Origin of the sequence: Pseudomonas sp. P20 (genome assembly GCF_016463925.1) — a bacterium.
Lineage (GTDB): Bacteria > Pseudomonadota > Gammaproteobacteria > Pseudomonadales > Pseudomonadaceae > Pseudomonas > Pseudomonas aeruginosa.
Genome location: NZ_JAEMVM010000030.1, coordinates 25,358 through 47,771 on the forward strand (window position 1 = coordinate 25,358; position 22,414 = coordinate 47,771).

21 protein-coding genes are annotated in these 22,414 nt (G+C 67.1%); 6 read left to right on the forward strand and 15 right to left on the reverse strand.

Features of this window, described 5'->3' with window-relative positions:
- Positions 1–138: 138 nt before the first annotated feature.
- A complete protein-coding gene (locus JHD77_RS27630) occupies positions 139–1,032 on the reverse strand; it encodes a LysR family transcriptional regulator (protein WP_003119197.1) in 894 nt (297 codons plus the stop codon).
- 105 nt (positions 1,033–1,137) lie between these two features.
- Between JHD77_RS27630 and JHD77_RS27635 the strand changes: the two genes are divergently transcribed.
- Positions 1,138–2,028, forward strand: a complete 891-nt coding sequence (locus tag JHD77_RS27635; protein WP_031755821.1) for an alpha/beta fold hydrolase — start codon at positions 1,138–1,140, stop codon at positions 2,026–2,028.
- Positions 2,029–2,137: 109 nt separating this feature from the next.
- Here the strand turns inward: JHD77_RS27635 and JHD77_RS27640 are convergent, their stop codons facing one another.
- Complete coding sequence (locus JHD77_RS27640; protein WP_003100318.1) at positions 2,138–3,484, reverse strand: lytic murein transglycosylase; 1,347 nt, start codon at positions 3,482–3,484, stop codon at positions 2,138–2,140.
- A 136-nt stretch (positions 3,485–3,620) separates the two neighbouring features.
- Here JHD77_RS27640 and JHD77_RS27645 point away from each other — a divergent pair, with 136 nt between their 5' ends.
- Positions 3,621–3,830 carry a hypothetical protein gene (locus tag JHD77_RS27645; RefSeq protein ID WP_021205373.1) on the forward strand — a complete coding sequence of 70 codons (210 nt, stop codon included), beginning with the start codon at positions 3,621–3,623 and terminating at the stop codon, positions 3,828–3,830.
- Between the two features lie 229 nt (positions 3,831–4,059).
- On the opposite strand, the gene arfA is transcribed toward JHD77_RS27645, so the two are convergent.
- The 4 genes from arfA to leuS form a co-directional block, all read right to left on the reverse strand.
- Positions 4,060–4,212, reverse strand: coding sequence for an alternative ribosome-rescue factor A (gene arfA / locus JHD77_RS27650; RefSeq protein ID WP_003093169.1), 153 nt, complete (start codon positions 4,210–4,212; stop codon positions 4,060–4,062).
- A 91-nt stretch (positions 4,213–4,303) separates the two neighbouring features.
- The gene (gene holA, locus JHD77_RS27655; protein WP_003093168.1) at positions 4,304–5,341 is read right to left on the reverse strand and encodes a DNA polymerase III subunit delta; all 1,038 of its coding nucleotides are present in this window, start codon (positions 5,339–5,341) and stop codon (positions 4,304–4,306) included.
- A gap of 37 nt (positions 5,342–5,378) precedes the next feature.
- The gene (locus JHD77_RS27660; protein ID WP_003100322.1) at positions 5,379–6,002 is read right to left on the reverse strand and encodes an LPS-assembly lipoprotein LptE; all 624 of its coding nucleotides are present in this window, start codon (positions 6,000–6,002) and stop codon (positions 5,379–5,381) included.
- A gap of 66 nt (positions 6,003–6,068) precedes the next feature.
- The gene (gene leuS, locus JHD77_RS27665; protein WP_003100324.1) at positions 6,069–8,690 is read right to left on the reverse strand and encodes a leucine--tRNA ligase; all 2,622 of its coding nucleotides are present in this window, start codon (positions 8,688–8,690) and stop codon (positions 6,069–6,071) included.
- A 170-nt stretch (positions 8,691–8,860) separates the two neighbouring features.
- On the opposite strand from leuS, the gene JHD77_RS27670 reads away from it, so the two are divergent.
- Together JHD77_RS27670 and JHD77_RS27675 are read left to right on the forward strand one after the other, a co-directional pair.
- Positions 8,861–9,292 (forward strand): hypothetical protein, encoded by a 432-nt coding sequence (locus JHD77_RS27670; protein ID WP_003114329.1) that lies wholly within the window; start codon positions 8,861–8,863, stop codon positions 9,290–9,292.
- 72 nt (positions 9,293–9,364) lie between these two features.
- Positions 9,365–10,126: a YdcF family protein gene (locus JHD77_RS27675; protein WP_003100328.1), complete on the forward strand. Its 762-nt coding sequence runs from the start codon at positions 9,365–9,367 to the stop codon at positions 10,124–10,126.
- Positions 10,127–10,175: 49 nt separating this feature from the next.
- On the opposite strand, the gene lnt is transcribed toward JHD77_RS27675, so the two are convergent.
- The 5 genes from lnt to miaB form a co-directional block, all read right to left on the reverse strand.
- Positions 10,176–11,711, reverse strand: coding sequence for an apolipoprotein N-acyltransferase (gene lnt, locus JHD77_RS27680; protein ID WP_003100330.1), 1,536 nt, complete (start codon positions 11,709–11,711; stop codon positions 10,176–10,178).
- A gap of 185 nt (positions 11,712–11,896) precedes the next feature.
- On the reverse strand, positions 11,897–12,736 hold the full coding sequence (locus JHD77_RS27685; protein WP_003093161.1) for an HlyC/CorC family transporter: 840 nt from the start codon (positions 12,734–12,736) through the stop codon (positions 11,897–11,899).
- Positions 12,733–13,215, reverse strand: a complete 483-nt coding sequence (gene ybeY, locus JHD77_RS27690; RefSeq protein WP_003093160.1) for an rRNA maturation RNase YbeY — start codon at positions 13,213–13,215, stop codon at positions 12,733–12,735. Before ybeY ends, JHD77_RS27685 begins: the two co-directional genes overlap by 4 nt.
- Positions 13,205–14,227, reverse strand: a complete 1,023-nt coding sequence (locus JHD77_RS27695) for a PhoH family protein (protein WP_031755822.1) — start codon at positions 14,225–14,227, stop codon at positions 13,205–13,207. Before JHD77_RS27695 ends, ybeY begins: the two co-directional genes overlap by 11 nt.
- Positions 14,228–14,395: 168 nt before the next feature.
- Positions 14,396–15,736 (reverse strand): tRNA (N6-isopentenyl adenosine(37)-C2)-methylthiotransferase MiaB, encoded by a 1,341-nt coding sequence (gene miaB, locus JHD77_RS27700; RefSeq protein WP_003093158.1) that lies wholly within the window; start codon positions 15,734–15,736, stop codon positions 14,396–14,398.
- 128 nt (positions 15,737–15,864) lie between these two features.
- On the opposite strand from miaB, the gene JHD77_RS27705 reads away from it, so the two are divergent.
- On the forward strand, positions 15,865–16,197 hold the full coding sequence (locus tag JHD77_RS27705; protein WP_003093157.1) for a DUF1820 family protein: 333 nt from the start codon (positions 15,865–15,867) through the stop codon (positions 16,195–16,197).
- Between the two features lie 15 nt (positions 16,198–16,212).
- On the opposite strand, the gene JHD77_RS27710 is transcribed toward JHD77_RS27705, so the two are convergent.
- From JHD77_RS27710 to JHD77_RS27725, 4 genes are all read right to left on the reverse strand, one after another.
- Positions 16,213–16,761, reverse strand: coding sequence for a tetratricopeptide repeat protein (locus tag JHD77_RS27710; RefSeq protein ID WP_003093155.1), 549 nt, complete (start codon positions 16,759–16,761; stop codon positions 16,213–16,215).
- A 208-nt stretch (positions 16,762–16,969) separates the two neighbouring features.
- Entirely contained in the window at positions 16,970–18,253 is a 1,284-nt protein-coding gene (hemL, locus tag JHD77_RS27715; RefSeq protein WP_003093150.1) for a glutamate-1-semialdehyde 2,1-aminomutase, read from the reverse strand.
- A gap of 37 nt (positions 18,254–18,290) precedes the next feature.
- Positions 18,291–18,920 carry a thiamine phosphate synthase gene (gene thiE / locus JHD77_RS27720; protein WP_003093148.1) on the reverse strand — a complete coding sequence of 210 codons (630 nt, stop codon included), beginning with the start codon at positions 18,918–18,920 and terminating at the stop codon, positions 18,291–18,293.
- A 10-nt stretch (positions 18,921–18,930) separates the two neighbouring features.
- The gene (locus JHD77_RS27725) at positions 18,931–19,728 is read right to left on the reverse strand and encodes a hydroxymethylpyrimidine/phosphomethylpyrimidine kinase (RefSeq protein ID WP_003100335.1); all 798 of its coding nucleotides are present in this window, start codon (positions 19,726–19,728) and stop codon (positions 18,931–18,933) included.
- A 210-nt stretch (positions 19,729–19,938) separates the two neighbouring features.
- Between JHD77_RS27725 and ladS the strand changes: the two genes are divergently transcribed.
- Positions 19,939–22,326: a hybrid sensor histidine kinase/response regulator LadS gene (gene ladS, locus JHD77_RS27730; protein WP_003093145.1), complete on the forward strand. Its 2,388-nt coding sequence runs from the start codon at positions 19,939–19,941 to the stop codon at positions 22,324–22,326.
- Positions 22,327–22,414: the final 88 nt, after the last annotated feature.

Below are 22,414 nucleotides of genomic sequence, written 5' to 3' on the forward strand. Positions count from 1 at the left end.
CCGCGCCAATGCCTCCGACGCCGCGTCCCTGCACAGGGACGCGGCGTTTTTCGTTGGGCAGCCACGAAGCCTCTTCGGACGTAGGACGAATAACCGCTTGCGGTTATCCGCCGGCGCGTAGGTGAGTACCGTTTGCTCTCATCCCTGTGCGGTAACGAAGCGACTGCGCTGGCCGAGCTGCCGCACCGCCTCGATCAGGGCATCGGCCGCCAGGCTGGGTTGGCGCGAGAAGGCGTAGAAACGCGCCTCCGGCAGCGTCGGAAAACCCTGTTCCGGGCCCAGTTCGCGCAGCCCCTCGCGCATCTGGCTGCGCGCCACCACCGTCACGGCGAAACCGGCCAGCGCGGCGGACAGGCAGCCGGCCATGCTGGCGCTCTCGAACACCAGGCGCCAGGGTCGCGCAGCGGCGCCGAGGGCTGTAATCGCCGCTTCGCGGTAGACGCAGGGTTCGGGGAACAGCGCCAGCGGCAGCGGTTCGCCCGCGGGCAGCTCGATCGCGGTCGCCGCGGCCCAGACCAGCGGTTCCTCCCAGAGCAGTTCGCCGTCGTCTCCTACCCGCCGGCACTGCTTGCCGAACACCACGTCGGTGCGCCCCTGGGCCTGCTGGCGGAGCAGGTCGGTGGTGATACCGACCTTGAGTTCGATGGATGCTTCGGGGTGCCAGCGGCGAAAGCGTTGCAGGACGCGTGGCAGCCAGGCGCTGGCGAAGTCCTCCGAAGCGCCGATGCGCAGGCGGTCGCGGATCGGCGTGCCGTGCAGCCTGGCGCGGGCCTCGCGCTCCAGCTCGACGATGTTGCGGGCATAGGCGTAGAGCGTCTCGCCCGCCTGGGTCAGCTCCAGGCGGCGAGTGGTGCGGCTGAGCAGGCTGACGCCGGCTGTCTGTTCCAGGCGCTTGATATGCCCGCTGACCGCGGAGGGGGTGAGCGCGAGATTGTCCGCGGCGAGGGCGAAACCGCCGCTGTCGACCACTTCGAGAAAGGTACGCAACAACACGATATCCAGGGATTGGGAGGTGGGGACGGCAAGCTCCATGAGGTCTTCCATTCATCTCGTTTCATGAATAGTAGACGCTAACTATTCATGAATCACGCTTGGCAAGCGTCCTAGGATGTCCCTTCTTTCTCTTGGAGAGGTCCGATGAGCCGCTATGCCTTCGTTTCCACCGATGTCCTGGATATCGCCTACCTGGAGTGGAATCCGCAGGGGGCGCGCAGCGCCGTCTTGTTGCACGGTTGGCCGGACAGCCCGCATGCCTGGAAAGACCTGGCGGAGTCCCTGGCGGACGCCGGCTATCGGGTGCTGGCACCAGCCCTCCGGGGATTCGCCCCGACCCGCTTCCGCGATGCGTCTACTCCGCGCAGCGGGCAACTGGCGGCTCTGGCTTGCGATCTGCTGGCATTCGTCGACAGCCTGGCATTGCAACGTCCCCTGCTGGTCGGCCATGACTGGGGGGCTCGCGCGGTGGCTAGTGCCTGCGGACTGCGCGAGGGCGTAGCCTCGCACCTGGTGATGCTCTCGGTGGGGTACGCCAGCAACGATCCGCAGCAAGTTCTTTCCCTGCCGCAGGCCCGTAGCTTCTGGTACCAGTGGTTCATGGCCACGCCACGCGGAGAGCGCGCGCTGCGCGAGGAGGGCGAGGCGTTCGCCCGGCAGATGTGGGACACCTGGTCGCCGCCGGGATGGTATGCCGAGCGCGATTTCCAGGAGGCCGCCCAGGCCTTCTCCGGGCCGGACTGGGTCGCCGTGGTGCTGCACTATTACCGGCATCGCTGGGGCTTCGTCGCGGGGAAGCCGCGCTACGGGGCGGCGGAACAGCGCTTGCTCCCGGCACCGCGCCTGGCGCTGCCGACCCTAGTGCTGCACGGCGGCGCGGATGCCTGCACCCACCCCGACGGCTCCCGCGGACGCGAGCACTACTTCAGCGGGCGCTACCAGCGGCTGGTGCTGGAGAGCGTCGGCCATTTTCCGCAGCGCGAGGCGGCCGCCCAGGTGGCGGACGCTATCCTGCGGTTCTGCGCGGATGACTAGGTCCTGGACACCGCAGCGGCGGATAACGCCCATGGCGTTATCCGCCCTACGAACCGGTGTGCCGCGAGCGGTCGCGGCGGACGTGGGGTCGTAAGCTCCGCCGGTGGCCCTATGGCGTCCGCAGGCGGTCGAGCAGCGCCGGGGTCGGATAGCCGTCCGCCGGCCAGCCGAACTCCTGCTGGCAGGCGCGGATCGCCTTGCGCGTATTGGCGCCGATGATGCCATCCACCGCGCCCGGATCGTGTCCGCGGGCGGCCAGTTGCCGTTGCAGCTCGATGCGCTGCGAGCGGCTCAGCGGAACATCCTCCAGCGGCCAGGCGCCGACTATCCGGCCGCCGCCCTTGAAGCTGTCGGCGAGCAGGCCGACGGCCAGGGCATAGGCACTGGAGTTGTTGTACTTGAGGATGGCGCGGAAGTTGTGCAGCACCAGGAAGGCCGGGCCGCGGTGCCCGGCCGGCAGCAGCAGCGAGGCCTGTTCGCCGGAGAGCCCGGAGGGCAGGGGGCCGCCGTTGACGCCTTGTACGCCCATCCCTTGCCATTCGCCCAGGGGCTTGCGGATGGTGAGTTCCGCCAGGGAATAGTCGAAGCCTGCCGGCAGGCGGACTTCGAAACCCCAGGGTTGTCCGGCGATCCAGCCGGAGGCTTTCAGGTAGTTGGCGGTGGAGGCCAGGGCGTCGCCGGGCGAGCCCCAGATGTCACGCTTGCCGTCGCCGTCGAAGTCCACGGCATACTGGTTGTAGGTGGTCGGGATGAACTGGGTCTGGCCCATGGCGCCGGCCCAGGAGCCGATCATGAAGGAGGCCGGAACGTCGCCGTGCTGGAGAATCTTCAGGGCGGCGAGCAACTGGGCGTGGGCGAATTCCGGGCGGCGTCCTTCATAGGCGAGGGTCGCCAGGGAGCGGATCACGTTCTTGTTGCCCATGTGCGAACCGTAGTTGCTCTCCATGCCCCAGATCGCCACCACCGCATCCGCATCCACCGCATAGCGCGCGTCGACTTCGCCGAGGATGCGCGCATGCTGCGCCAGGCGCGCCTGGCCCTGGCGAACGCGCAGCGGATCGAGGGCGCCTTCCAGGTACTTCCATACCGGTCGGGTGAATTCCGGCTGGCTGCGGTCTGCTTCGACCACGGCGGGATCGGGCTGGACGCCGGCGAAGGCGCGATCGAAGGTCTGCGCATCGATTCCACCGGCCAGCGCCTGTTGACGGAAGGCGTCGCGCCACTGTTCGAAGCTTTGCCCAGGCTGGGCCTCGTTCGGCGCGCCAGCGGGCACCGAGGCGGCCGGGCCGGCGCCGGAGAAGGGCGCCTTGGTCTGCTGGGGAGCGGCAGGCTGGTTGTATTCGACTGTCGGATTCTTCTGCGCGCACGCGCTGGAGAGGCCAAGCCCCATGGCGACGACGGTGCTGCCCAGCAGCCCGCTCACCTTCAGCAGGGCGGATCGTTCGGGGTTACGCATTGCTCTCCTCAGCAGGGTCCTCGGGACGGGCCACCTTAGCACGCCGGCCAGGACGCGTCTGCCGTCGTTGGACGCGCCGGCGGGGCCCCGGGTTCGTCAATGTGGTTCCATCGGCGCGGTGGATATCGTTCGCCATATGTTCGGTCACTGTCGGGCGGCCAATGGTTTCGTCCGTATCGCTCCGCCGCCTGTCGAAGCCTCGCGGCGCACCCGAGTCGGGATCGGCGACGGGGCGCGCGGCATGCTCGAGGCCTTCGACTTCTTCTTCCTGGCCTTCGTTCTGCGCGACATGGCTACCCGCTTCGGCGTCGGCATCGAACGCCCGAGCCTGGTTCGTGCGCTGTAATGGCCAGAGGGTTGCCAGTCGGCCGCGCGGGATGTCGAGGCCGCGGATCATGATGGAGGAACCATTGGCTTTTCGCCCAACCCGATGGGGCCAGGGCTTGCGCGCCGACGATAGTGTGCCCATGGGCGGCAGGCTGGCGGTGGGGTTGGTCTTGTCGACGGGCTTCGGGCGGGGTAGGCGGGGCGCGTGGGTGAGGAGGGCGTTGCGGGAGGATGGACCAGCGGCTGTTTCAGGCCGCCATAACGAAAGAAGCCTCCCAGTTACGGGAGGCTTCGCGGCGGTAGCTGCCTTTGCCTTTCTTCGCCTGTTCCTGGCGGCTGCGGAACAGTGGCTGGGCGACCAGGGATTTGGCCTTGTTCGGCCGCTTGCTTTTCTTTGCCATGGCATAGGTCCTCGAAGGTGATCGGGCTGGCGCTCGCCAGCGCGCGCATCATCTGCCTGTCGCCGCGGATTGTCCAGTGCCGGTTGCGCCTTCAGGCTGCCGGCAGGCCGAGGCGCTGGCCGGCGAGGCTCAGGGCGAGAAGCGAGAGACCGCTCCAGGGGCTGCCGGGTGCCTGTCCCTTGATCTGCGCGTCGATCAACTGGGCATCCCTCAGCATCTGGTTCCAGCGGCTGCTGGAGTGGCGTTGCAGGGCACGGGTCAGCAGCGGACGGCGCTTGTCCCAGACCGGCGGACGCGCCTGGGCGAAGGCTTTCTCCAGCGGGATGCCCTGGCCGTATTGCTGGGACAGGCCAGCCAGCAGGCGGATCTCGCGGGCCAGGCCCCAGAGGATCACCGGCGGCTCGATGCCTTCGCCGCGCAGTCCTTCCAGGATGCGCAGGGCGTGGGCCGCTTCACCGCCAAGGGCAGCGTCGATCAGGCCGAAGACATCGAAGCGTGCGCTGTCGGCGACCGCGGCCTGTACGGTGGCGGCGTCGATCTGGTTGCCCTCGGCGAGCAGCTTGAGCTTTTCGATTTCCTGGGCGGCGGCAAGCAGGTTGCCTTCCACGCGCGCGGCGATCAGCTCCAGGGCTTCGGGGCTGGCGGACAGGCCGGCCTGGGACAGGCGCTGGCGAATCCACTGCGGCAACTGGTGGACGTCGACCGGCCAGACCTGGATGAACTGCGCGGCGTTGCCATCGATCAGGGCCTTGGCCCACTTGGTCTTCTGCGTGCTGCCATCGAGCTTGGGCAGACTGAGCAGGAGCACGGTGTCTTCCGGCGGCCGTTGCAGGTATTCCTGGAGAATCGCCGCGCCTTTGTCGCCGGGCTTGCCGGAGGGCAGGCGCAGTTCGATCAGGCGCTTCTCGGCGAACAGCGACAGGCTGGCGCCGGCCTCCAGCAGCAAGCCCCAATCGAAGTTGGCTTCGGCATTGAATACCTGGCGCTCGCCGAAGTCGCGCTCGCGGCAGGCCTGGCGAATGGCATCGCAGGCTTCCTGGCAGAGCAGCGGTTCATCGCCGCTGACGACATAGACGGGCGCCAGGGGGCCCTGGAGGTGCTTGGCGAGTTGCGCGGGAGTCAGCTTCATAGGAGAAGACGGGGCCGGCGAAACCGGCCCCGGGGCATCACGGGGTGGGGAACTCGATCGGCGACTGCTGCGGCTCGGCGGCGCGGCGCTGGCGCTCCGCCTCGTCGGCGGCGCGCAGGGCTTCGGCTTCCGCCTTGGCCTTGGCTTCTGCCTGGCGCTGGGCTTCGTCGAGTTGCGCCGGGGTCAGCGCCTGGAGGCGCATGGACAACTGCTGGATCAGGTCGCGCCGCATCTCGCTGCGCAGCTGCGCGGCTTCCTGGTCGGAACCGATCAGGTTGTTTTCGTCGTGCACGTAGACCTTCTGCACCTGTACCTGGTTGCTCATCAGGACCAGGTCGTTGGCGCCGACGATCTCGTAGTTGATCGTGTTGGTCAGCTCGAACTCCGCGCCGCGCGCGGAACCGGTGTAGCTGACGGTGCGCTGCTGGTTGTCCTCGCGGACCAGCACCAGGTGGTAGGGCGCGTTGCTGGTGACCTTCACGCCGCTGTTTTCCAGGGTTTCCTTCAGTTCGCGCACGGTCGGGCCGTAGGCGTTGCGCGCGGACACGTCGATTTCCTTGAGCGCGAATTGCGCATCGCCCAGGCCGCGCAGTTGGAAGCCGCAGGCGGCCAGCAGGGTGGTCATACCGATCAGCGCGGCGCTGGTCAGGATACGTTTCATCAAGCTTCCCTCACTCCTGTTGATCAGCGCCCCCGGATGGCCGGGGGCGTCCAATGGAATCGCGTATCAGTTGGCGACGATGTTGACCAGTTTGCCCGGTACCACGATGACCTTGCGGATGCTCAGGCCTTCGGTGAAACGCAGCACGTTCTCGTTGGCGCGCGCGGCGGCCTCGACATCCTCGCGGCTGGCGCTGGCGGCCACGTCGATGTGTCCGCGCAGCTTGCCGTTGACCTGCACCACCAGTTGCAGGGTGTCCTGCACCAGTGCGCTCTCGTCGACGCTCGGCCAGCGCGCATCGATCACCGCTTCGGCATGGCCGAGCTGGCCCCAGAGCACGTGGCAGATGTGCGGAGTGATGGGCGCCAGCAGCAGGACCACGGTTTCCAGGCCTTCCTGGATCAGGGCGCGGTCCTGGGCGTCCTGGTTCGGCGCCTTCTCCAGCACGTTCATCAGGGTCATCACCGCGGCGATGGCGGTGTTGAACTTGTGGTGCTGGCCGACATCCTGGCTGGCCTGCCTGATCGCCAGGTGGATGGCGCGGCGGACCTGCTTCTGCGCGTCGCTCAGGGCGGCGACGTCCAGCGCGCCGGGGAGGCCGGCGCTGACGTGGGCGTGAGCCAGGCGCCAGACGCGGCGGAGGAAGCGGTTGGCGCCCTCGACGCCGGCGTCCGACCACTCCAGGCTCATGTCCGGCGGCGAGGCGAACATCATGAACAGGCGGCAGGTATCGGCACCGTACTGGTCGATCATCGATTGCGGGTCGACGCCGTTGTTCTTCGACTTCGACATCTTCTCGGTGCCGCCGATCTCGACCGGCTGGCCGTCGCTCTTCAGGCGCGCGCCGACGACCTTGGCCTTGGCGTCACGCTCGACCTCGACGTCGGCCGGGTTGAACCAGTCCTTGCCGCCGTTGGCGGTGGTCCGGTAGTAGGTATCGGCGACCACCATGCCCTGGGTCAGCAGGTTCTTGAACGGTTCGTCGCTGCCGACCAGGCCTTCGTCGCGCATCAGCTTGTGGAAGAAGCGCGCATAGAGCAGGTGCAGGATGGCGTGCTCGATGCCGCCGATGTACTGGTCGACCGGCAGCCAGTAGTCGGCCGCCTTCCTGTCCAGCATGCCGCCTTCGAACTGCGGGCAGGCGTAGCGGGCGAAATACCAGGACGACTCGACGAAGGTGTCCATGGTGTCGGTTTCGCGCTTGGCCGGCTGGCCGCATTTCGGGCAGTTGCATTCGTAGAATTCCGGCATCTTCGCCAGCGGCGAACCGGAGCCGTCCGGTACCACGTCTTCCGGCAGCACCACCGGCAACTGGTCGGCCGGCACCGGGACGTCGCCGCAAGCCTCGCAGTGGATGATCGGGATCGGGCAGCCCCAGTAGCGCTGGCGGCTGATGCCCCAGTCGCGCAGGCGGAACTGGGTGCGCGCCTGGCCCAGGCCCTTGGCCTCGAGGTCGGCGCCGATGGCGTCGAAGGCGGCCTGGTAGCCGAGGTTGTCGTACTTGCCGGAGTTGACGGTGAGCACGGACTCGTCCTTGGCGCCGTACCACTCCTTCCAGACGCTGGACTCGAAGTCGTTGTCGCCCTCGACCTTGGCGATCACCTGGCGGATCGGCAGGCCGTACTTGTTGGCGAACTCGAAGTCGCGCTCGTCATGGCCGGGCACCGCCATCACCGCGCCTTCGCCGTAGTTCATCAGCACGTAGTTGGCGACCCATACCGGCAGCTTGTCGCCGGTCAGCGGGTGTTCGACGAACAGGGAAGTGGCCATGCCTTTCTTCTCCTGGGTGGCGATGTCGGCCTCGGCGACGCCGCCGCGCTTGCATTCGTCGATGAACGCCTGCAACTGCGGGTCGTTCTGCGCTGCCTGGGTGGCCAGCGGGTGTTCGGCGGCGACGGCGACGTAGGTGGCGCCCATCAGGGTGTCCGGACGGGTGGTGAACACCTTCAGTTGGCCGGCGTGGCCGATGGAGGCCTGGTCGTAGGGGAAGCCGATCTCCATCCCGCGCGACTTGCCGATCCAGTTGCGCTGCATGGTCTTCACCTGCTCCGGCCAGCCGGGCAGGTTGTCGAGGCTCTCCAGCAGTTCCTCGGCGTAGGCGGTGATCTTGAAGTAGTACATCGGGATCTCGCGCTTCTCGATCAGCGCGCCGGAGCGCCAGCCGCGCCCGTCGATCACCTGCTCGTTGGCGAGTACGGTCTGGTCGACCGGATCCCAATTGACCGTGCCGTTCTTGCGGTAGATCACCCCTTTTTCGAACAGGCGGGTGAACAGCCACTGCTCCCAGCGGTAGTAGTCCGGCTTGCAGGTGGTGACCTCGCGGCTCCAGTCGATCGCCAGGCCGAGGCTGTCCAGCTGCGACTTCATGTAGGCGATGTTGTCGTAGGTCCAGGCCGCCGGGGCGACGTTGTTCTTCATCGCGGCGTTTTCCGCCGGCATGCCGAACGCGTCCCAGCCCATCGGCTGCAGCACGTTGCGGCCCTGCATGCGGTGGTAGCGGCTGATCACGTCGCCGATGGTGTAGTTGCGCACGTGGCCCATGTGCAGCTTGCCGCTCGGATACGGGAACATCGACAGGCAGTAGAACTTCTCCTTGTCGGGTAGCTCCCTGACGAGGAAGGACTGGTGTTCTTTCCAGTAGTTCTGGGCCTGGGTTTCGATCTCGAGTGGCTGATATTGCTCGTGCATGGCGCTACTTAGACGTGACTGTTCGAAAGCCTCGTAGCATACATGACCCCCACTCCTGTCGATAGCCCGCGCCGTTTGTCGCCGGGGGCGGTTCAGCCGAACGGGAACGCTAAGCTTGCCCTATGGGCCGTCGATGGCTGGCTGCCCAGTGGTACCTTCAGAGGTGTTCGATGGCTGAGCTGCAACGCGCGAGTGTGACGGGAGGTGGGCTGTACGAGAGGCTGCTGCAGCGTCTCGCCCTGGCTCTGGATGAAGCGGATACGGCCGAGCGCCTGCGTGACGAGCATCCCACGGAGCTTGAGTTGCGTGGTTTGAGCGAAGCGGAGATGGGGCTGATACGCGCCTATCTCGACCAGGACCTGCACTGGTTGCGCGGCTGGCATGCGGCCGCCGAGGAGCTGGCGCTGCTCGAGCGCCAGCCCGGCAGGACACCCCGGCCGCCCCGGCCGCAACCGCCGGCGCCCCGTCGCCACGTCTCGTTGAAACAGCGGCAACTGCTCTGTGCGCTCTGCGGTGCGCCGGTGCAGTGGAGCAAGGGGCATGGCGTGTTGCCGTGCGGCCATTGCGGCTCGCAACTGTTCCGTTCGGGCAACGGCCGCTAGGGTCTCTTTCCGGGAAGTTTCGCCAGGCGTCGCGCAATCCTTTAGATTGCCTCTTCCGACAGGGAGGGGGCGATGCCGATCCGTTATTTCTTCAAGCAACTTCTGCTGCCGCCGGGCGGCCTGTTGTTGCTGCTGTTTTTCGCTTTCTGGTGGCGCACCAGCCGACCGAGGCTGGCGCGGCTGTGCGGTGTCTGCGGGTTCTTCGGTCTGTGGCTGATGAGCATGCCGCTCAGCGTGGAGTGGATGGCGCGCTGGCTCGAAAGCGAACCGGCCCTGCTGGCGGAGGATCTGCCGGGCCTGGCGCAGCGCGCCGACGCCATCGTCATCCTCGGTGCCGGCCGGCAGACCAACGACCCGGCCTGGGGCGACGATGCGCCGAGCCTGCTGGCGGCCGAGCGGCTGCGCTATGCCGCGCGGCTGGCCAAGACCTCGGCGCTGCCGGTACTGATCAGCGGCGGGTTGCATTACGGACGCCCGCCCAGCGAGGCGGCGCTGATGGCCAATGCCCTGTTGCAGGACTTCGGCGTGCCGACGCGCTGGCAGGAAGGTCTCAGCCGTACCACCTGGGAAAACGCCACCCTGAGCGCCCCGCAGTTGCGCGAGGCCGGCGTGCGCCGGGTGGTGCTGGTGACCCAGGCCTGGCACATGCAGCGGGCACGCTGGAGCTTCGAGCGCCAGGGGTTCGAGGTGATCCCGGCGCCGGTCGGCTTCCTCGGCGGGGCCAACCTGCGGCCCTTCGGCGGCTGGCTGCCGGAAGCGCAGGCCTTCTGGCAGAGCGGCATGCTGCTGAACGAGGCGATCGGCCTGGTCGGCTATCGCCTGTTCTACCGCTGAGACGCAACCGGCGCCGCAGGGGCGCCGGTCTTTCCAGGAGGGGCTGGTTTCAGCCGAACAGGCGTCGCTCCTGCGGACGCAACTGGCGGCCGAGCAGAGCCCATAGCAGCAGCACGCCGGCCAACCCGGCCAGCGGCCAGACGCGGTATTGCAGATAGGGCGTCAGGCCCTGCATGGGAATCACCTCGCCGCGCAGGATGCCCTGCTGGAACTGCGGGATCTGCCGGACGATCCGGCCATAGGGATCGATCAGGCCGGTGACGCCGTTGTTGGTCGCGCGGATCATCCAGCGACCGCTTTCCAGGGCGCGCATCTGTGCCATCTGCAGGTGCTGCAAAGGGCCTATGGAAGTGCCGAACCAGGTGTCGTTGCTCACTGTCAGCAACACCTGGCTCTGCGCCGCGAGCGCGGCGGCGAACTCCGGGTAGACCACTTCGTAGCAGATGTACGGGGCGATCTGGTAGCCCTTGGCCTTGAGCAGCGGCTGGTCGGCCGGACCGCGAGCGAAGTCGGACATCGGCAGGTCGAAGAAGGCGATCAGGCCGCGCAGCAGGTCCTGCAGCGGCACGTACTCGCCGAACGGCACCAGCTTCTGCTTGAGGTAGGTGCCCGCGCCTTCGCCGACCACGGTGATGCCGTTGAAGTAGCGACTCTTGCCGTCGGCGAGACGTTCACGCACCGGGACCCCGGTGATCAGCGCGGCGTTCTTCTCGTCGGCGACCTGGCCCATGGCGCCGAGGTAGCCGCTGGCCATGTCCTGGAGAATCGGCACCGCGGTTTCCGGCCAGACGATCAGGTCGACGTCCTGCTGCGGCAGGCTCAGGTCGCGGTAGAGGTCGAGTTGCGCGCGGACCTGATTCGGGTCCCATTTCAGCTCCTGGGCGATGTTGCCCTGGATCGCCACTACCCTCAGCGGTTCGCCGGCCGAATGGGTCCAGGCGTGGCCCTTGAGATAGAGGCCGGCCGCCCACGGGCCGAGCAGCAGGACCAGCCCCAGAAGCAGGCTGGCACCGTGCGGGAAGAGGCGCGGCAGGTTCACCAGCAGGGCCGCGCTGAGGGCGATGACGAAGGAGGACAGCCATACGCCGCCCACCGGTACCAGCCCGGCCAGCGGTCCCTGCAACTGGCTATAGCCGGCGTAGAGCCAGGGGAAACCGGTAAGGAACCAACTGCGGAACAGCTCCAGTGCCAGCCACAGGGCGGCGAACGCCAGGGCGTCGCCCAGCGGCGCGTTGTCGCGGCGCAGGCAGCGCGCCCACAGCCAGGCCGGCAGGGCGAAGAAGAAGGCGACGCCGGCGGTGAAGCCGAGCATGAGGAAGCTTGCCAGCGGCACCGAGGCGGCGCCGTAGTCATGGATACTGACGTAGATCCAGCTGGTGCCGGCGCCGAACGCGCCGAAACCGTACCACCAGCCGCGCCACAGGGCGGACTTGCCGGGAAGGCCGCGCAAGCCGAGATAGAGCAGGGCGATCGAGAGGATCGCCAGCGGCCAGTAGTCGAAGGGCGCCAGGGCCAGGGGTGTGAGCGCGCCTGCGGCGAGTGCCAGCAGGTGTCCGGGCCAGCCGGGACGAGAAATCCAACGCATCGAATGTCCTTAGAGCCTGTTCAATGTCCGACTGCGCAGACCGGGGCCGCCTTCGGCTGCCGGACGGCAACGTCCGCGGCGACAGGGGAGTCTGGCGCAAGGCGCAAGAGTAAAGGAGGGGCTGGCGAGACGCCAGAAGGACGGCGCGGGAAGATGCCCCCTCCGCCGTGGCGGAGGGGGCGCGCTCAGTTCTGCAGGGGAGACAGGCGCAGCAGATGGACGCGGCGGCTGTCGGCGTTGAGTACGCGGAAACGGAACTCGCCCAGCTCGACCACTTCGTTGCGCTTGGGCAGGTGGCCGAAGGCGCTCATCACCAGGCCGCCCACGGTATCGAATTCCTCGTCGGAGAATTCCGAGCCGAAGAAGTCGTTGAAGGCGTCCACGGGGGTCAGCGCCTTGACGATGAAATCGCCGCTGGGCAGCGGCTTGATGTAGCTGTCCTCCTCGACGTCGTGCTCGTCCTCGATATCGCCGACGATCTGTTCCAGCACGTCCTCGATGGTCACCAGGCCGGCCACGCCGCCGTATTCGTCGATGACGATGGCCATGTGGTTGCGGTTGGCGCGGAATTCGCGGAGCAGCACGTTGAGGCGCTTGGATTCGGGGACGAAGGTAGCCGGACGCAGCAGTTCCTTGATGTCGAAGGGACGCTCGTCGTTGTGCAGGATCAGTGGCAGGAGGTCCTTGGCCAGCAGTACGCCCATGACGTCGTCGAGGCTTTCGCCGACCACCGGGTAGCGCGAGTGGGCGGCTTCGATGATGGCCGGAAGGAACTCCTTCGGCGTCTGGGTCGAGCGGATGCTCATCATCTGCGAGCGCGGCACCATGATGTCGCGCACCTGCAGGTCGGCGACCTGGATCGCCCCCTCGACGATGGACAGCGCCTCGCTGTCCAGCAGCTTGTTGTCGTGGGCATCGCGCAGCAGCTCGAGTAGCTCCTGGCGGTTTCTCGGCTCGTGGGCAAAAGCCTGGGTGATCTTGTCCAGCCAGGACTTGTGCCCGTTGCTCGATCGGTCTTCGCTCATTTTTCCTTGCTCGGTGGCTCTTCGTCGTCGCAGGCGTACGGATCGGGATGACCCAGTTCCGCCAGCAATTCACGTTCCAGTGTTTCCATTTCTTCCGCTTCGGCGTCGTCGATGTGGTCGTAGCCGAGCAGGTGCAGGCAGCCGTGGATCACCAGGTGGGCCCAGTGGGCCTGCAACGGCTTGCGCTGTTCCAGGGCTTCGCGGGCGACCACCGGGGCGCAGATCACCAGGTCGCCGAGCAGCGGGATATCGAGAAGCTCGTCCGGGACATCGGCGGGGAAGGACAGCACGTTGGTCGCGTAGTCCTTGTGCCGGTAGGTGCTGTTCAGTTCCAGGCCTTCGGCCTCGTCCACCAGGCGGATGGTCAGCTCCGACTCCGGACGCTGGCGCAGGGCCAGTTCGCACCAGGCGCGGAACTGTGCTTCGGAGGGCAGGTCCGGGGCGGCGCTGGCGACCTGCAGGTCGAGCTCAAGCGGCATCGTGACCGCCCTTGCCCGTTCCCTCGACCGGCCGCACCTGGCCTTGCTGGCGGTTCTCATGGCGCTCGTAGGCTTCGACGATACGCTGGACCAGCGGGTGGCGGACCACATCCTTGGGCTTGAAGTGGGTGAAGCTGATGCCGGGGACGTCCTGCAGGACCTCGATCACGTGCTTGAGGCCGGAGCGGGTGCCGCGGGGCAGGTCGACCTGGGTGACGTCGCCGGTGATCACCGCGGTGGAGCCGAAGCCGATCCGGGTGAGGAACATCTTCATCTGCTCGACTGTGGTGTTCTGGCTCTCGTCGAGGATGATGAAGCTGTTGTTCAGCGTGCGCCCGCGCATGTAGGCCAGCGGCGCGACCTCGATGACGTTGCGCTCGATCAGCTTGGCCACGTGTTCGAAGCCGAGCATCTCGTAGAGCGCGTCGTAGAGCGGGCGCAGGTAGGGGTCGATCTTCTGCGACAGATCGCCGGGAAGGAAACCGAGCTTCTCGCCGGCCTCGACCGCCGGGCGCACCAGCAGGATGCGGCGGATCTGCTCGCGCTCCAGGGCGTCGACGGCGCAGGCCACGGCGAGATAGGTCTTGCCGGTGCCGGCCGGGCCGATGCCGAAGTTGATGTCGTGGTCGAGGATCGCCTTGACGTAGCGCTGCTGGTTGGCGCCGCGCGGGCGGATGTGCGCCTTGCGCGATTTCAGGGTGACCTGCGGCGCGCTCTGCAATTCCTCGAGGTCTTCCAGGCCGGACTCCTGCAGGTACAGGTGCACGGTGTCGGGGGTGAGATCGGTGCCGTTCTGCGCCTCGCGGTAGAGACGCTGCAGCAGGCGTTCGGCGACCTTGGTCCGGCGCGGTTCGCCGGCCAGTTCGAACTGGTTGCCGCGGTTGCGGATCTCGATGTCGAGGCGTTCCTCGATCTGGTGGAGATGCTCGTCGAACTGCCCGCAAAGTGTCGCGAAGCTGCGGGCGTCGAACGGCTCGAGGATAAAGCGATGAAGTTCCTGGGGGGCGTTCAAGGTGTTCTGTCGTACTCGCCAGTGGCTGATTGATAGGGAAGAGAATAACCGCTGGATATCGTCGCGCAAAGTTGCCGTATCGCGGCGGCGCTTTCCCGGTTCCCGCTGAAACGTTGGTGCACCGTGGCGGCGGGAAGGTTCAGCGAGCCCGCCGTACGGTCGTCGGCCTCAATGCAGGGTGCTGTCGATCAGGGTACCGCGCAGCGAGTGCGGCAGCGCGTCGTCGATGTGCACCTGGGCGAACTGGCCGATCAGGCGTGGATTGTCGCAGCGGAAGTTGACGATCCGGTTGTTCTCGGTGCGCCCCTGGAGCATGCCTGGGTCCTTCTTCGAGAAGTCGGTGACCAGGATCCGCTGGGTGCTGCCGACCATGCGCCGGCTGATCTCGTAGCCTTGCTGGTGGATGCGGCTCTGGAGGATCTGCAGGCGCTGTTTCTTCACTTCTTCCGGCAGGTCGTCGGCGAGGTCGGCGGCGGGCGTGCCGGGCCGCGCGCTGTAGATGAAGGAGAAGGAGAAGTCGAAGCCGACGTCCTCCACCAGCTTCATGGTCTGCTCGAAGTCCTTCTCGGTTTCGCCGGGGAAACCGACGATGAAGTCGGAGCTGATGCAGATGTCCGGTACCGCGGCCTTCAGCTTGCGGATACGCGACTTGTATTCCAGCACGGTATGGTTGCGCTTCATCGCCGCCAGCACGCGGTCGGAGCCCGACTGCACCGGCAGGTGGATGAATTTCACCAGCTCCGGCACCTCGGCGTGGGCCTGGATCAGCGCGTCGGAGAATTCCAGCGGGTGCGAGGTGGTATAGCGGATGCGCTCGATACCGTCGACGGCGGCGACCACCCGCAGCAGTTCGGCGAAGTCGGCCAGGCGGCCATCGTGGGTCAGGCCGCGGAAGCCGTTGACGTTCTGTCCCAGCAGGGTGACTTCGCGGACGCCGTTCTCGGCCAGGTGGATCACTTCGGCGATCACGTCGTCGAATGGTCGGCTGACTTCCTCGCCGCGGGTGTAGGGCACCACGCAGAAGCTGCAGTACTTGCTGCAGCCTTCCATCACCGAGACGAAGGCGGTGGGGCCATCGACCCGCGGTTCCGGCAGGCGGTCGAATTTCTCGATTTCCGGGAAGGACACGTCGACCTGCGGCTTGCGCGTGCTGCGCGCGGCGTCGATCATTTCCGGCAGGCGGTGCAGGGTCTGCGGGCCGAAGACCACGTCGACATAGGGCGCGCGCTCACGGATCGCGGCGCCTTCCTGGCTGGCCACGCAGCCGCCGACGCCGATCACCAGGTCGGGATTCTGCTGCTTCAGCTCGCGCCACATGCCGAGCTTGGAAAACACCTTTTCCTGGGCCTTCTCGCGGATCGAGCAGGTATTGAGCAGGATGACGTCGGCCTCGGCGGCGTTTTCGGTCACCTCGAGGGCTTGGTGTTCACCGAGCAGGTCCGCCATTCGCGACGAGTCGTACTCGTTCATCTGGCAGCCGTGGGTTTCGATGAAAAGCTTCTTGGCCATGCGCTTCGTCGGACAGTTCGAAAAGGACCGCGCATTATAGAGGGCGGGGCCCCCGGTTCCTAGCGTTGCTGGCCGAAAGGCTGTGCTATGATTCGCGCCCTTCATTTTCCGGCATTGCTTTCCCCGCCATGAACAAGCGCGAAAACCCCATCTACAAGGTGATTTTCCTCAACCAGGGCCAGGTCTTCGAGATGTATGCCAAGCAGATCTACCAGAGCGATCTGTGGGGCTTCCTGGAAATCGAGGAGTTCGTCTTCGGCGAGCGCACCCAGGTGGTGGTGGACCCCAGCGAGGAGAAGCTCAAGGCGCAGTTCGAAGGCGTTCTGCGCAGCTTCGTGCCGATGCACGCGATCGTCCGCATCGACGAGGTCGAGCGCCTGGGTACGCCGAAGATCAGCGAGGCCAAGGGCGCGGGCAACGTCATGCCGTTCCCCATGCCGATGCCCGGCAAGAGCGACTGATTCGCGAAAGGGACGTCAGGGCAGCGGCGCGAAGGGCGTGACGCCGCCGGCAGTCTGCAGTTCGATCAGGTAGTTGCGGAAGATCTGCCCCAGCACCCGGGTGGCGATGTCCAGTTCGTCGCGGTTCATCTGCTCGGCTACCAGGTCGGCGCTGTCCAGGGCGTCCTCGGCGCCGTTCACCGCTGCCATCTTCAGCACGATGTAGGCCTGTACGTTGTTCGCCGGAACCCCTTCGCCACGGAAGAACATGGTGCCGAGGTGGTACTGGGCCTGGGCATGGCCCTGTAGAGAAGCTTTCTCGAACCAGTTGAGGGCGGCCTGGAGGTCGCGCGGGATGCGCTCGCCGTCGTAGAAGAATTCGCCCAGTTCGTATTGCGCCTCGGCGTCGCCGCCATTGGCGACCTGCTGGCAGGCGGCGAGCGCCTGCTGCAATTCTTCGGGAACGGTGTTCAGCGCGCAGCGGCCGGTCGCTGGAATCAGCAACGAGTTGCCTCCCGCCTGCGCGAGCAGCGGCTGGAGGATCAACAGGCAACCCAGGGCGAGGGTGCGGCCGGTACGGAACATGAGGGGAAGACACCTCCTGGATCGGGGCGGGCAAGGGCTGCCCGGCCAACGAAATGCGCTGACCCTCACATTATGAAATAAGCCGACGCCTCCTTACAAAGTCTTTACTGTCTTTTCGGGAACTTTGTCGGCGCGTTTATGCATTTCGGCTAGGAAGGCGTTCCGGCGGGGAGGAGGGCGGCGCCCGGGAAGGGCGCCGCGAAGAGGATCATTTCAGCGCGGCGAAGGCTTTTTCGGCGGCGTTCAGCGTGATTTCCAGCTCCTTGTCGCCATGGGCGATGGAGGTGAAGCCGGCCTCGAAGGCGCTAGGCGCAAGGTACACGCCACCGTCGAGCATCAGGTGGAAGAAGCGCTTGAAGCGTTCGACGTCGCTGGCCATCACGTCCTCGAAGGTGACGATGGCGTCGGCGCCGCTGAAGTACAGGCCGAACATGCCGCCCGCCTGGGTGGTGACGAAGGGGATGCCGGCGGCATCCGCGCGCTGTTGCAGGCCGTCGAGCATGCGCGTGGTGTAGGCGGTCAGTTCGTCGTGGAAACCGGGGCGGCTGATCAGGCGCAGGGTGGTCAGGCCGGCGGCCATCGCCAGCGGGTTGCCCGAGAGCGTGCCGGCCTGGTAGACCGGGCCCAGCGGGGAAATCTGCTGCATGATCTCGCGCTTGCCGCCGAAGGCGCCCACCGGCATGCCGCCGCCGATGATCTTGCCGAAGGTCGACAGGTCCGGGGTGACCCCGTAGTAGGCCTGGGCGCCGCCGAGGGCGACACGGAAGCCGGTCATCACTTCGTCGAAGATCAGCACCACGCCGTGTTCGTCGCAGGCTTCGCGCAGGCCTTCGAGGAAGCCCGGCGCCGGCGGCACACAGTTCATGTTGCCGGCAACCGGCTCGACGATGATGCAGGCGACCTCCTTGCCGACTTCGCCCAGGGTCTTGCGCACCGCCTCGATGTCGTTGAACGGCAGGGTCAGGGTGTGCTTGGCGAAGGCCGCCGGAACGCCCGGGGAGTTCGGCACGCCGAAGGTCAGGGCGCCGGAGCCGGCCTTCACCAGCAGGCTGTCGGAGTGACCGTGGTAGCAGCCTTCGAACTTGATGATGCTGTCGCGCCCGGTGTAGCCGCGGGCCAGGCGGATGGCGCTCATGGTCGCCTCGGTGCCGGAGCTGACCATGCGCACCATCTCCATCGACGGCACCATGGAGCAGACCAGGTCGGCCATTTCCACTTCCAGCGCGGTCGGCGCGCCATAGGACAGGCCGTGGTCGAGTTGCCGGCGCACCGCGTCGAGCACGTCCGGATGGCTGTGGCCGAGGATCATCGGGCCCCAGGAGCCGACATAGTCCACGTAGCGCTTGTCGTCCTCGTCCAGTACATAGGCGCCTTCGGCGTGCTTGAAGAACAGCGGGGTGCCGCCGACGCTCTTGAAGGCGCGCACCGGGGAGTTGACCCCGCCGGGAATGTGTTTCTGGGCGTTGTTGAACAGCGTTTCGGAACGGGACATGGCTAGCTCTCTATCTCTCGGGCGAGGCGCGGAGGCGTCAGGCAGGTTCGAACAGGGCGCTGAAGGCGCGGGCGCGGCGTTCCACCTCGGCGGCGGACGCGGCGGCGAACAGCGCATGGATCACGGCGACCAGATCGACGCCGCGGGCGATCAGGCCGGGCGCGGTGTCGAGGCTGATGCCGCCGATGGCGGTGATCGGCAGGTGCAGGCGCGGCCGGGCCTGGTCGAGCAGTTCGACGCTGGCGGCGGGGGCGCCGGGTTTGGTGCTGGAATTGAAGAAGCGGCCGAAGGCGACGTAGCTGGCGCCCTCGGCCACCGCCTGCTCGGCCAGTTCCAGTTGGGCGTGGCAGGTGGCGCCGATGATCGCCTGGCGGCCGAGCAGGGCGCGCGCCGCCGACAGCGAACCGTCGGTCTGGCCGAGGTGCAGGCCGACGCCCAGGCGCGCGGCGAGTTCGGCGTCGTCGTTGACGATCAACTGCGCGCCGTGGCGTTCGCAGAGTTCGCGCAGGCTTTCCGCCTCGCGCAGGCGCCGCGCCTGGTCGCTGGATTTGTCGCGGTATTGCAGCAGGCGCGCGCCGCCGCGGAGCGCGGCTTCGACGTAGGGCAGCAGGCGGCCGTCGTCCAGTAGCTGGCTATCGGTGATGGCGTACAGGCCGCGCAGTTTCATCGGCTGGCTCTCAGTGACAGAAGTCGGTGGGCAGGCGGCGCGGCACGTATTGGCCGTGGCCCGGACTCTCGGCGTCGCGCAGGGTCCGCCAGGTGTAGTCGAGGGCGCTCTGCACGGCGCCGTGCAGCGCTTCGCCGAGGGCGATGCGACCGGCCAGGGCGCTGGCCAGGGTGCAGCCGGAGCCATGGTAGCTGCCGGGCAGGCGCTGGCAGGTGAAGGTGCGGCGGCTGCCGTCGCGGCTGTACAGGCGATTGTGCACTTCGCTTTCGTCGCCGTGTCCGCCGGTGATCAACAGGTGCTCGCAGTGTTCCAGCAGGCGCTCGGCGCACTGGTCGGCGCTGCCCTCGGGCAGGTCGGCGAGCAGGCGCGCTTCCGGCAGGTTCGGCGTGGCGATGGTGGCGCGCGGCAGCAGCCGCTCGCGCATGGCGAAGCCGACGTCGCCCTTGCCCAACGCACCGCCGCCGCCGGCGCGCAGCACCGGATCGCAGACCACCGGCAAGTGCGGGTGGGCGGCGAGGATCTCGGCCACCGTGTCGACCATCTCCAGCGAACCGAGCATACCCAGCTTGACCGCCGCGACGGGCAGGTCGGCGAGTACGGCGTTGGCCTGGGCCAGCACCCACTCGCGGTCGAGGACGCGGAAGTCGCTGACGTTGACGGTGTCCTGCACGGTCAGCGCGGTGACCGCCGGGGCGGCGTGGCAGCCCTGGGCGAGCAGGGCTTCGATGTCGGCTTGCAGTCCGGCGCCACCACTGGGGTCGTGACCGGACAGGCAGAGCACTACGGGGCGGGAAGTCGGTGTTTTCATGGCGCGTGAGCTTACCACTAAAAGCGCTTCGTGGCGGCTGCGCGGACGACCTTTCGGGCGCCGCGCCCGGGCCCTGCGTGACACGTCCCGGGCCTGACGTGGCGTGGCGTGTGCTAAAGTTCGGCGAATATTCATACAACGCTCGCCAAGGGCGGACCATGACGAGGGAGGTGGGGCTCCCGGTCCGTTCGAGGAGCACTGCGGGGCATCATGCGGCACTGGCTGATTCTCTTTCTTCTTGCGTTGCCGTGCCTGGCGGGTGCGGTGAGCTTCAACGAGCAGGTCGAGCGCCTGCCGCTGGGGCAGTCCATCGACGTGTTCGAGGACGTGCGCGGTAGCGCCGATATCAACGACATCACCTCGCGGGCCATCGACAGCAGCTTCCGCCGCCATGACAAGGACGTGCTCAATGCCGGCTATTCGCGCTCGGTGTTCTGGTTGCGCCTGGACCTGGACTACCGGCCGGTCGCCTCCAGCGATCCGCGCACCTGGCTGCTGGAGCTGGCCTATCCGCCGCTGGACAAGCTCGACCTCTACCTGCCCGATGGCCAGGGCGGCTACCGCCTCGCCCAGCGCACCGGCGACACATTGCCGTTCGCCAGTCGGCCGATCCGGCAGAACAACTACCTGTTCGAACTCGGCCTCGAGCCGAACAAGCCGCAGCGTGTCTACCTGCGGCTGGAAAGCCAGGGGTCGATCCAGGCGCCGCTGACCCTGTGGTCGCCCAAGGCCTACCTGGAGGAGCAGCCCGAACGCATCTATGTGCTCGGCATCATCTATGGCGTGCTGCTGGTGATGCTGATCTACAACCTGTTCATCTTCCTCAGCGTCCGCGATACCAGCTATCTCTACTACATCCTCTATATCGCTTCGTTCGGGCTCTACCAGGTCTCGGTGAACGGCGCCGGCATCGAGTACTTCTGGCCCGACAGCCCCTGGTGGGCGAACGCCGCCACGCCATTCCTGATCGGTTCGGCGGCGCTGTTCGGCTGCCAGTTCGCGCGCAGCTTCCTGCATACCCGCGACCACAGCGTGTGGGTCGACCGCGGCCTGCTGGCGCTGATGGCGGTCGGCGCGCTGGTCATGCTGATGGCGCTGACCATGAGCTACGCCGTGGCCCTGCGCCTGGCCACCTACCTGGCGCTGGCCTTCACCGGCCTGATCTTCGCCGCCGGCATCCTCGCCTGGCTGCGCGGCATGCGCGTGGCGCGCTATTTCATCATCGCCTGGACCGCCTTCCTTCTCGGCGGCATCGTCAACACCCTGATGGTCCTCGGCTACCTGCCGAACATGTTCCTCACCATGTATGCCAGCCAGATCGGTTCGGCGCTGGAGGTGGGCTTGCTGTCGCTGGCACTGGCCGACCGGATCAACGCAATGAAGGAGGAGCGCGCGCGAATCCTCCAGGAGTCCAGCCGCAAGCTGGAAGCGCTGAACCAGGAACTGGCCAACAGCAACCGCCTGAAGGACGAGTTCCTCGCCACCGTCACCCACGAACTGCGCACCCCGATGAGCGGGGTGATCGGTTCGCTGGAGCTGATGCAGACGGTGCCGATGGACGTCGAACTCGCCGAGTACCAGCGCACCGCCGCCGGTTCGGCGCGGGACATGATGCGGATGGTCAACGACATCCTCGCCCTCATCGAACTGCAGGCCGGCAAGCTCTACCCGCGCCGCGAGCCGTTCAGCCTGCGCGGCCTGTTCGACAGCCTGCGCGCGCAGTACGCGCCGCGCGCCGAGGAGAAGGGCCTGCGCTTCGCCCTGCAACTGGACGACAGCCTGCCGGACACCCTCGAAGGTGATGCCGGCAAGCTGGCCCAGGCGCTGGGCTACCTGGTCGACAACGCGATCAAGTTCACCGCCAGGGGCAGCGTGACCCTGCGCGTCGCCGCCGGGCGTACCCATGACGGGGTGGCGCTGCGGGTGGAAGTGATCGACACCGGCATCGGTTTCGACATGGCCGCCGGCAGCGACCTCTACCAGCGTTTCGTCCAGGCCGACAGCTCGTTGACCCGTGGCTACGGAGGCCTCGGCATCGGCCTGGCGCTGTGCCGCAAGCTGGTGGAACTGCTTGGCGGCGAGCTGACCCACGAGTCCCGGCCGGGGCAGGGCAGCCGCTTCCTCCTGCGCCTGCAACTGACCCAGCCGGCCCAGGGCCTGGCGCCGCCGCCGCGGCGCGCCGGCGGGCAGGCGGTGCGGCGTCCCGAGGAGTGCACGGTGCTGGTGGTGGAGGACAACGCCATCAACCAGTTGGTGACTCGCGGCATGCTGCTCAAGCTCGGCTACCGGGTGCGCACCGCCGACAACGGCAGCGAGGCCCTGGAGTTGCTGGCGCGCGAGCGGCCGGACGGCGTACTGCTCGACTGCCAGATGCCGGTGATGGACGGCTTCGCCACCTGTCGGGCGATCCGCGCGCTGCCCGGCTGCGCGGAACTGCCGGTGCTGGCGTTGACCGCCCACAGCCACAGCGGCGATCGCGAGCGCTGCCTGGCGGCGGGCATGAGCGACTACATGGCCAAGCCGGTCAAGTTCGAAGAGTTGCAGACCCTGCTGCACGATTGGCTGCTGTGCCAGCCGATCGTCACCAAGTCCGCCTGAAGCCTTTCCGCGGCTGGCTGAAATGCCGGCCTGCGCGACCTGTATGTCTCTTTAGGCAAAGCCTGAAGCGTGATTCACTGGGAAAAAG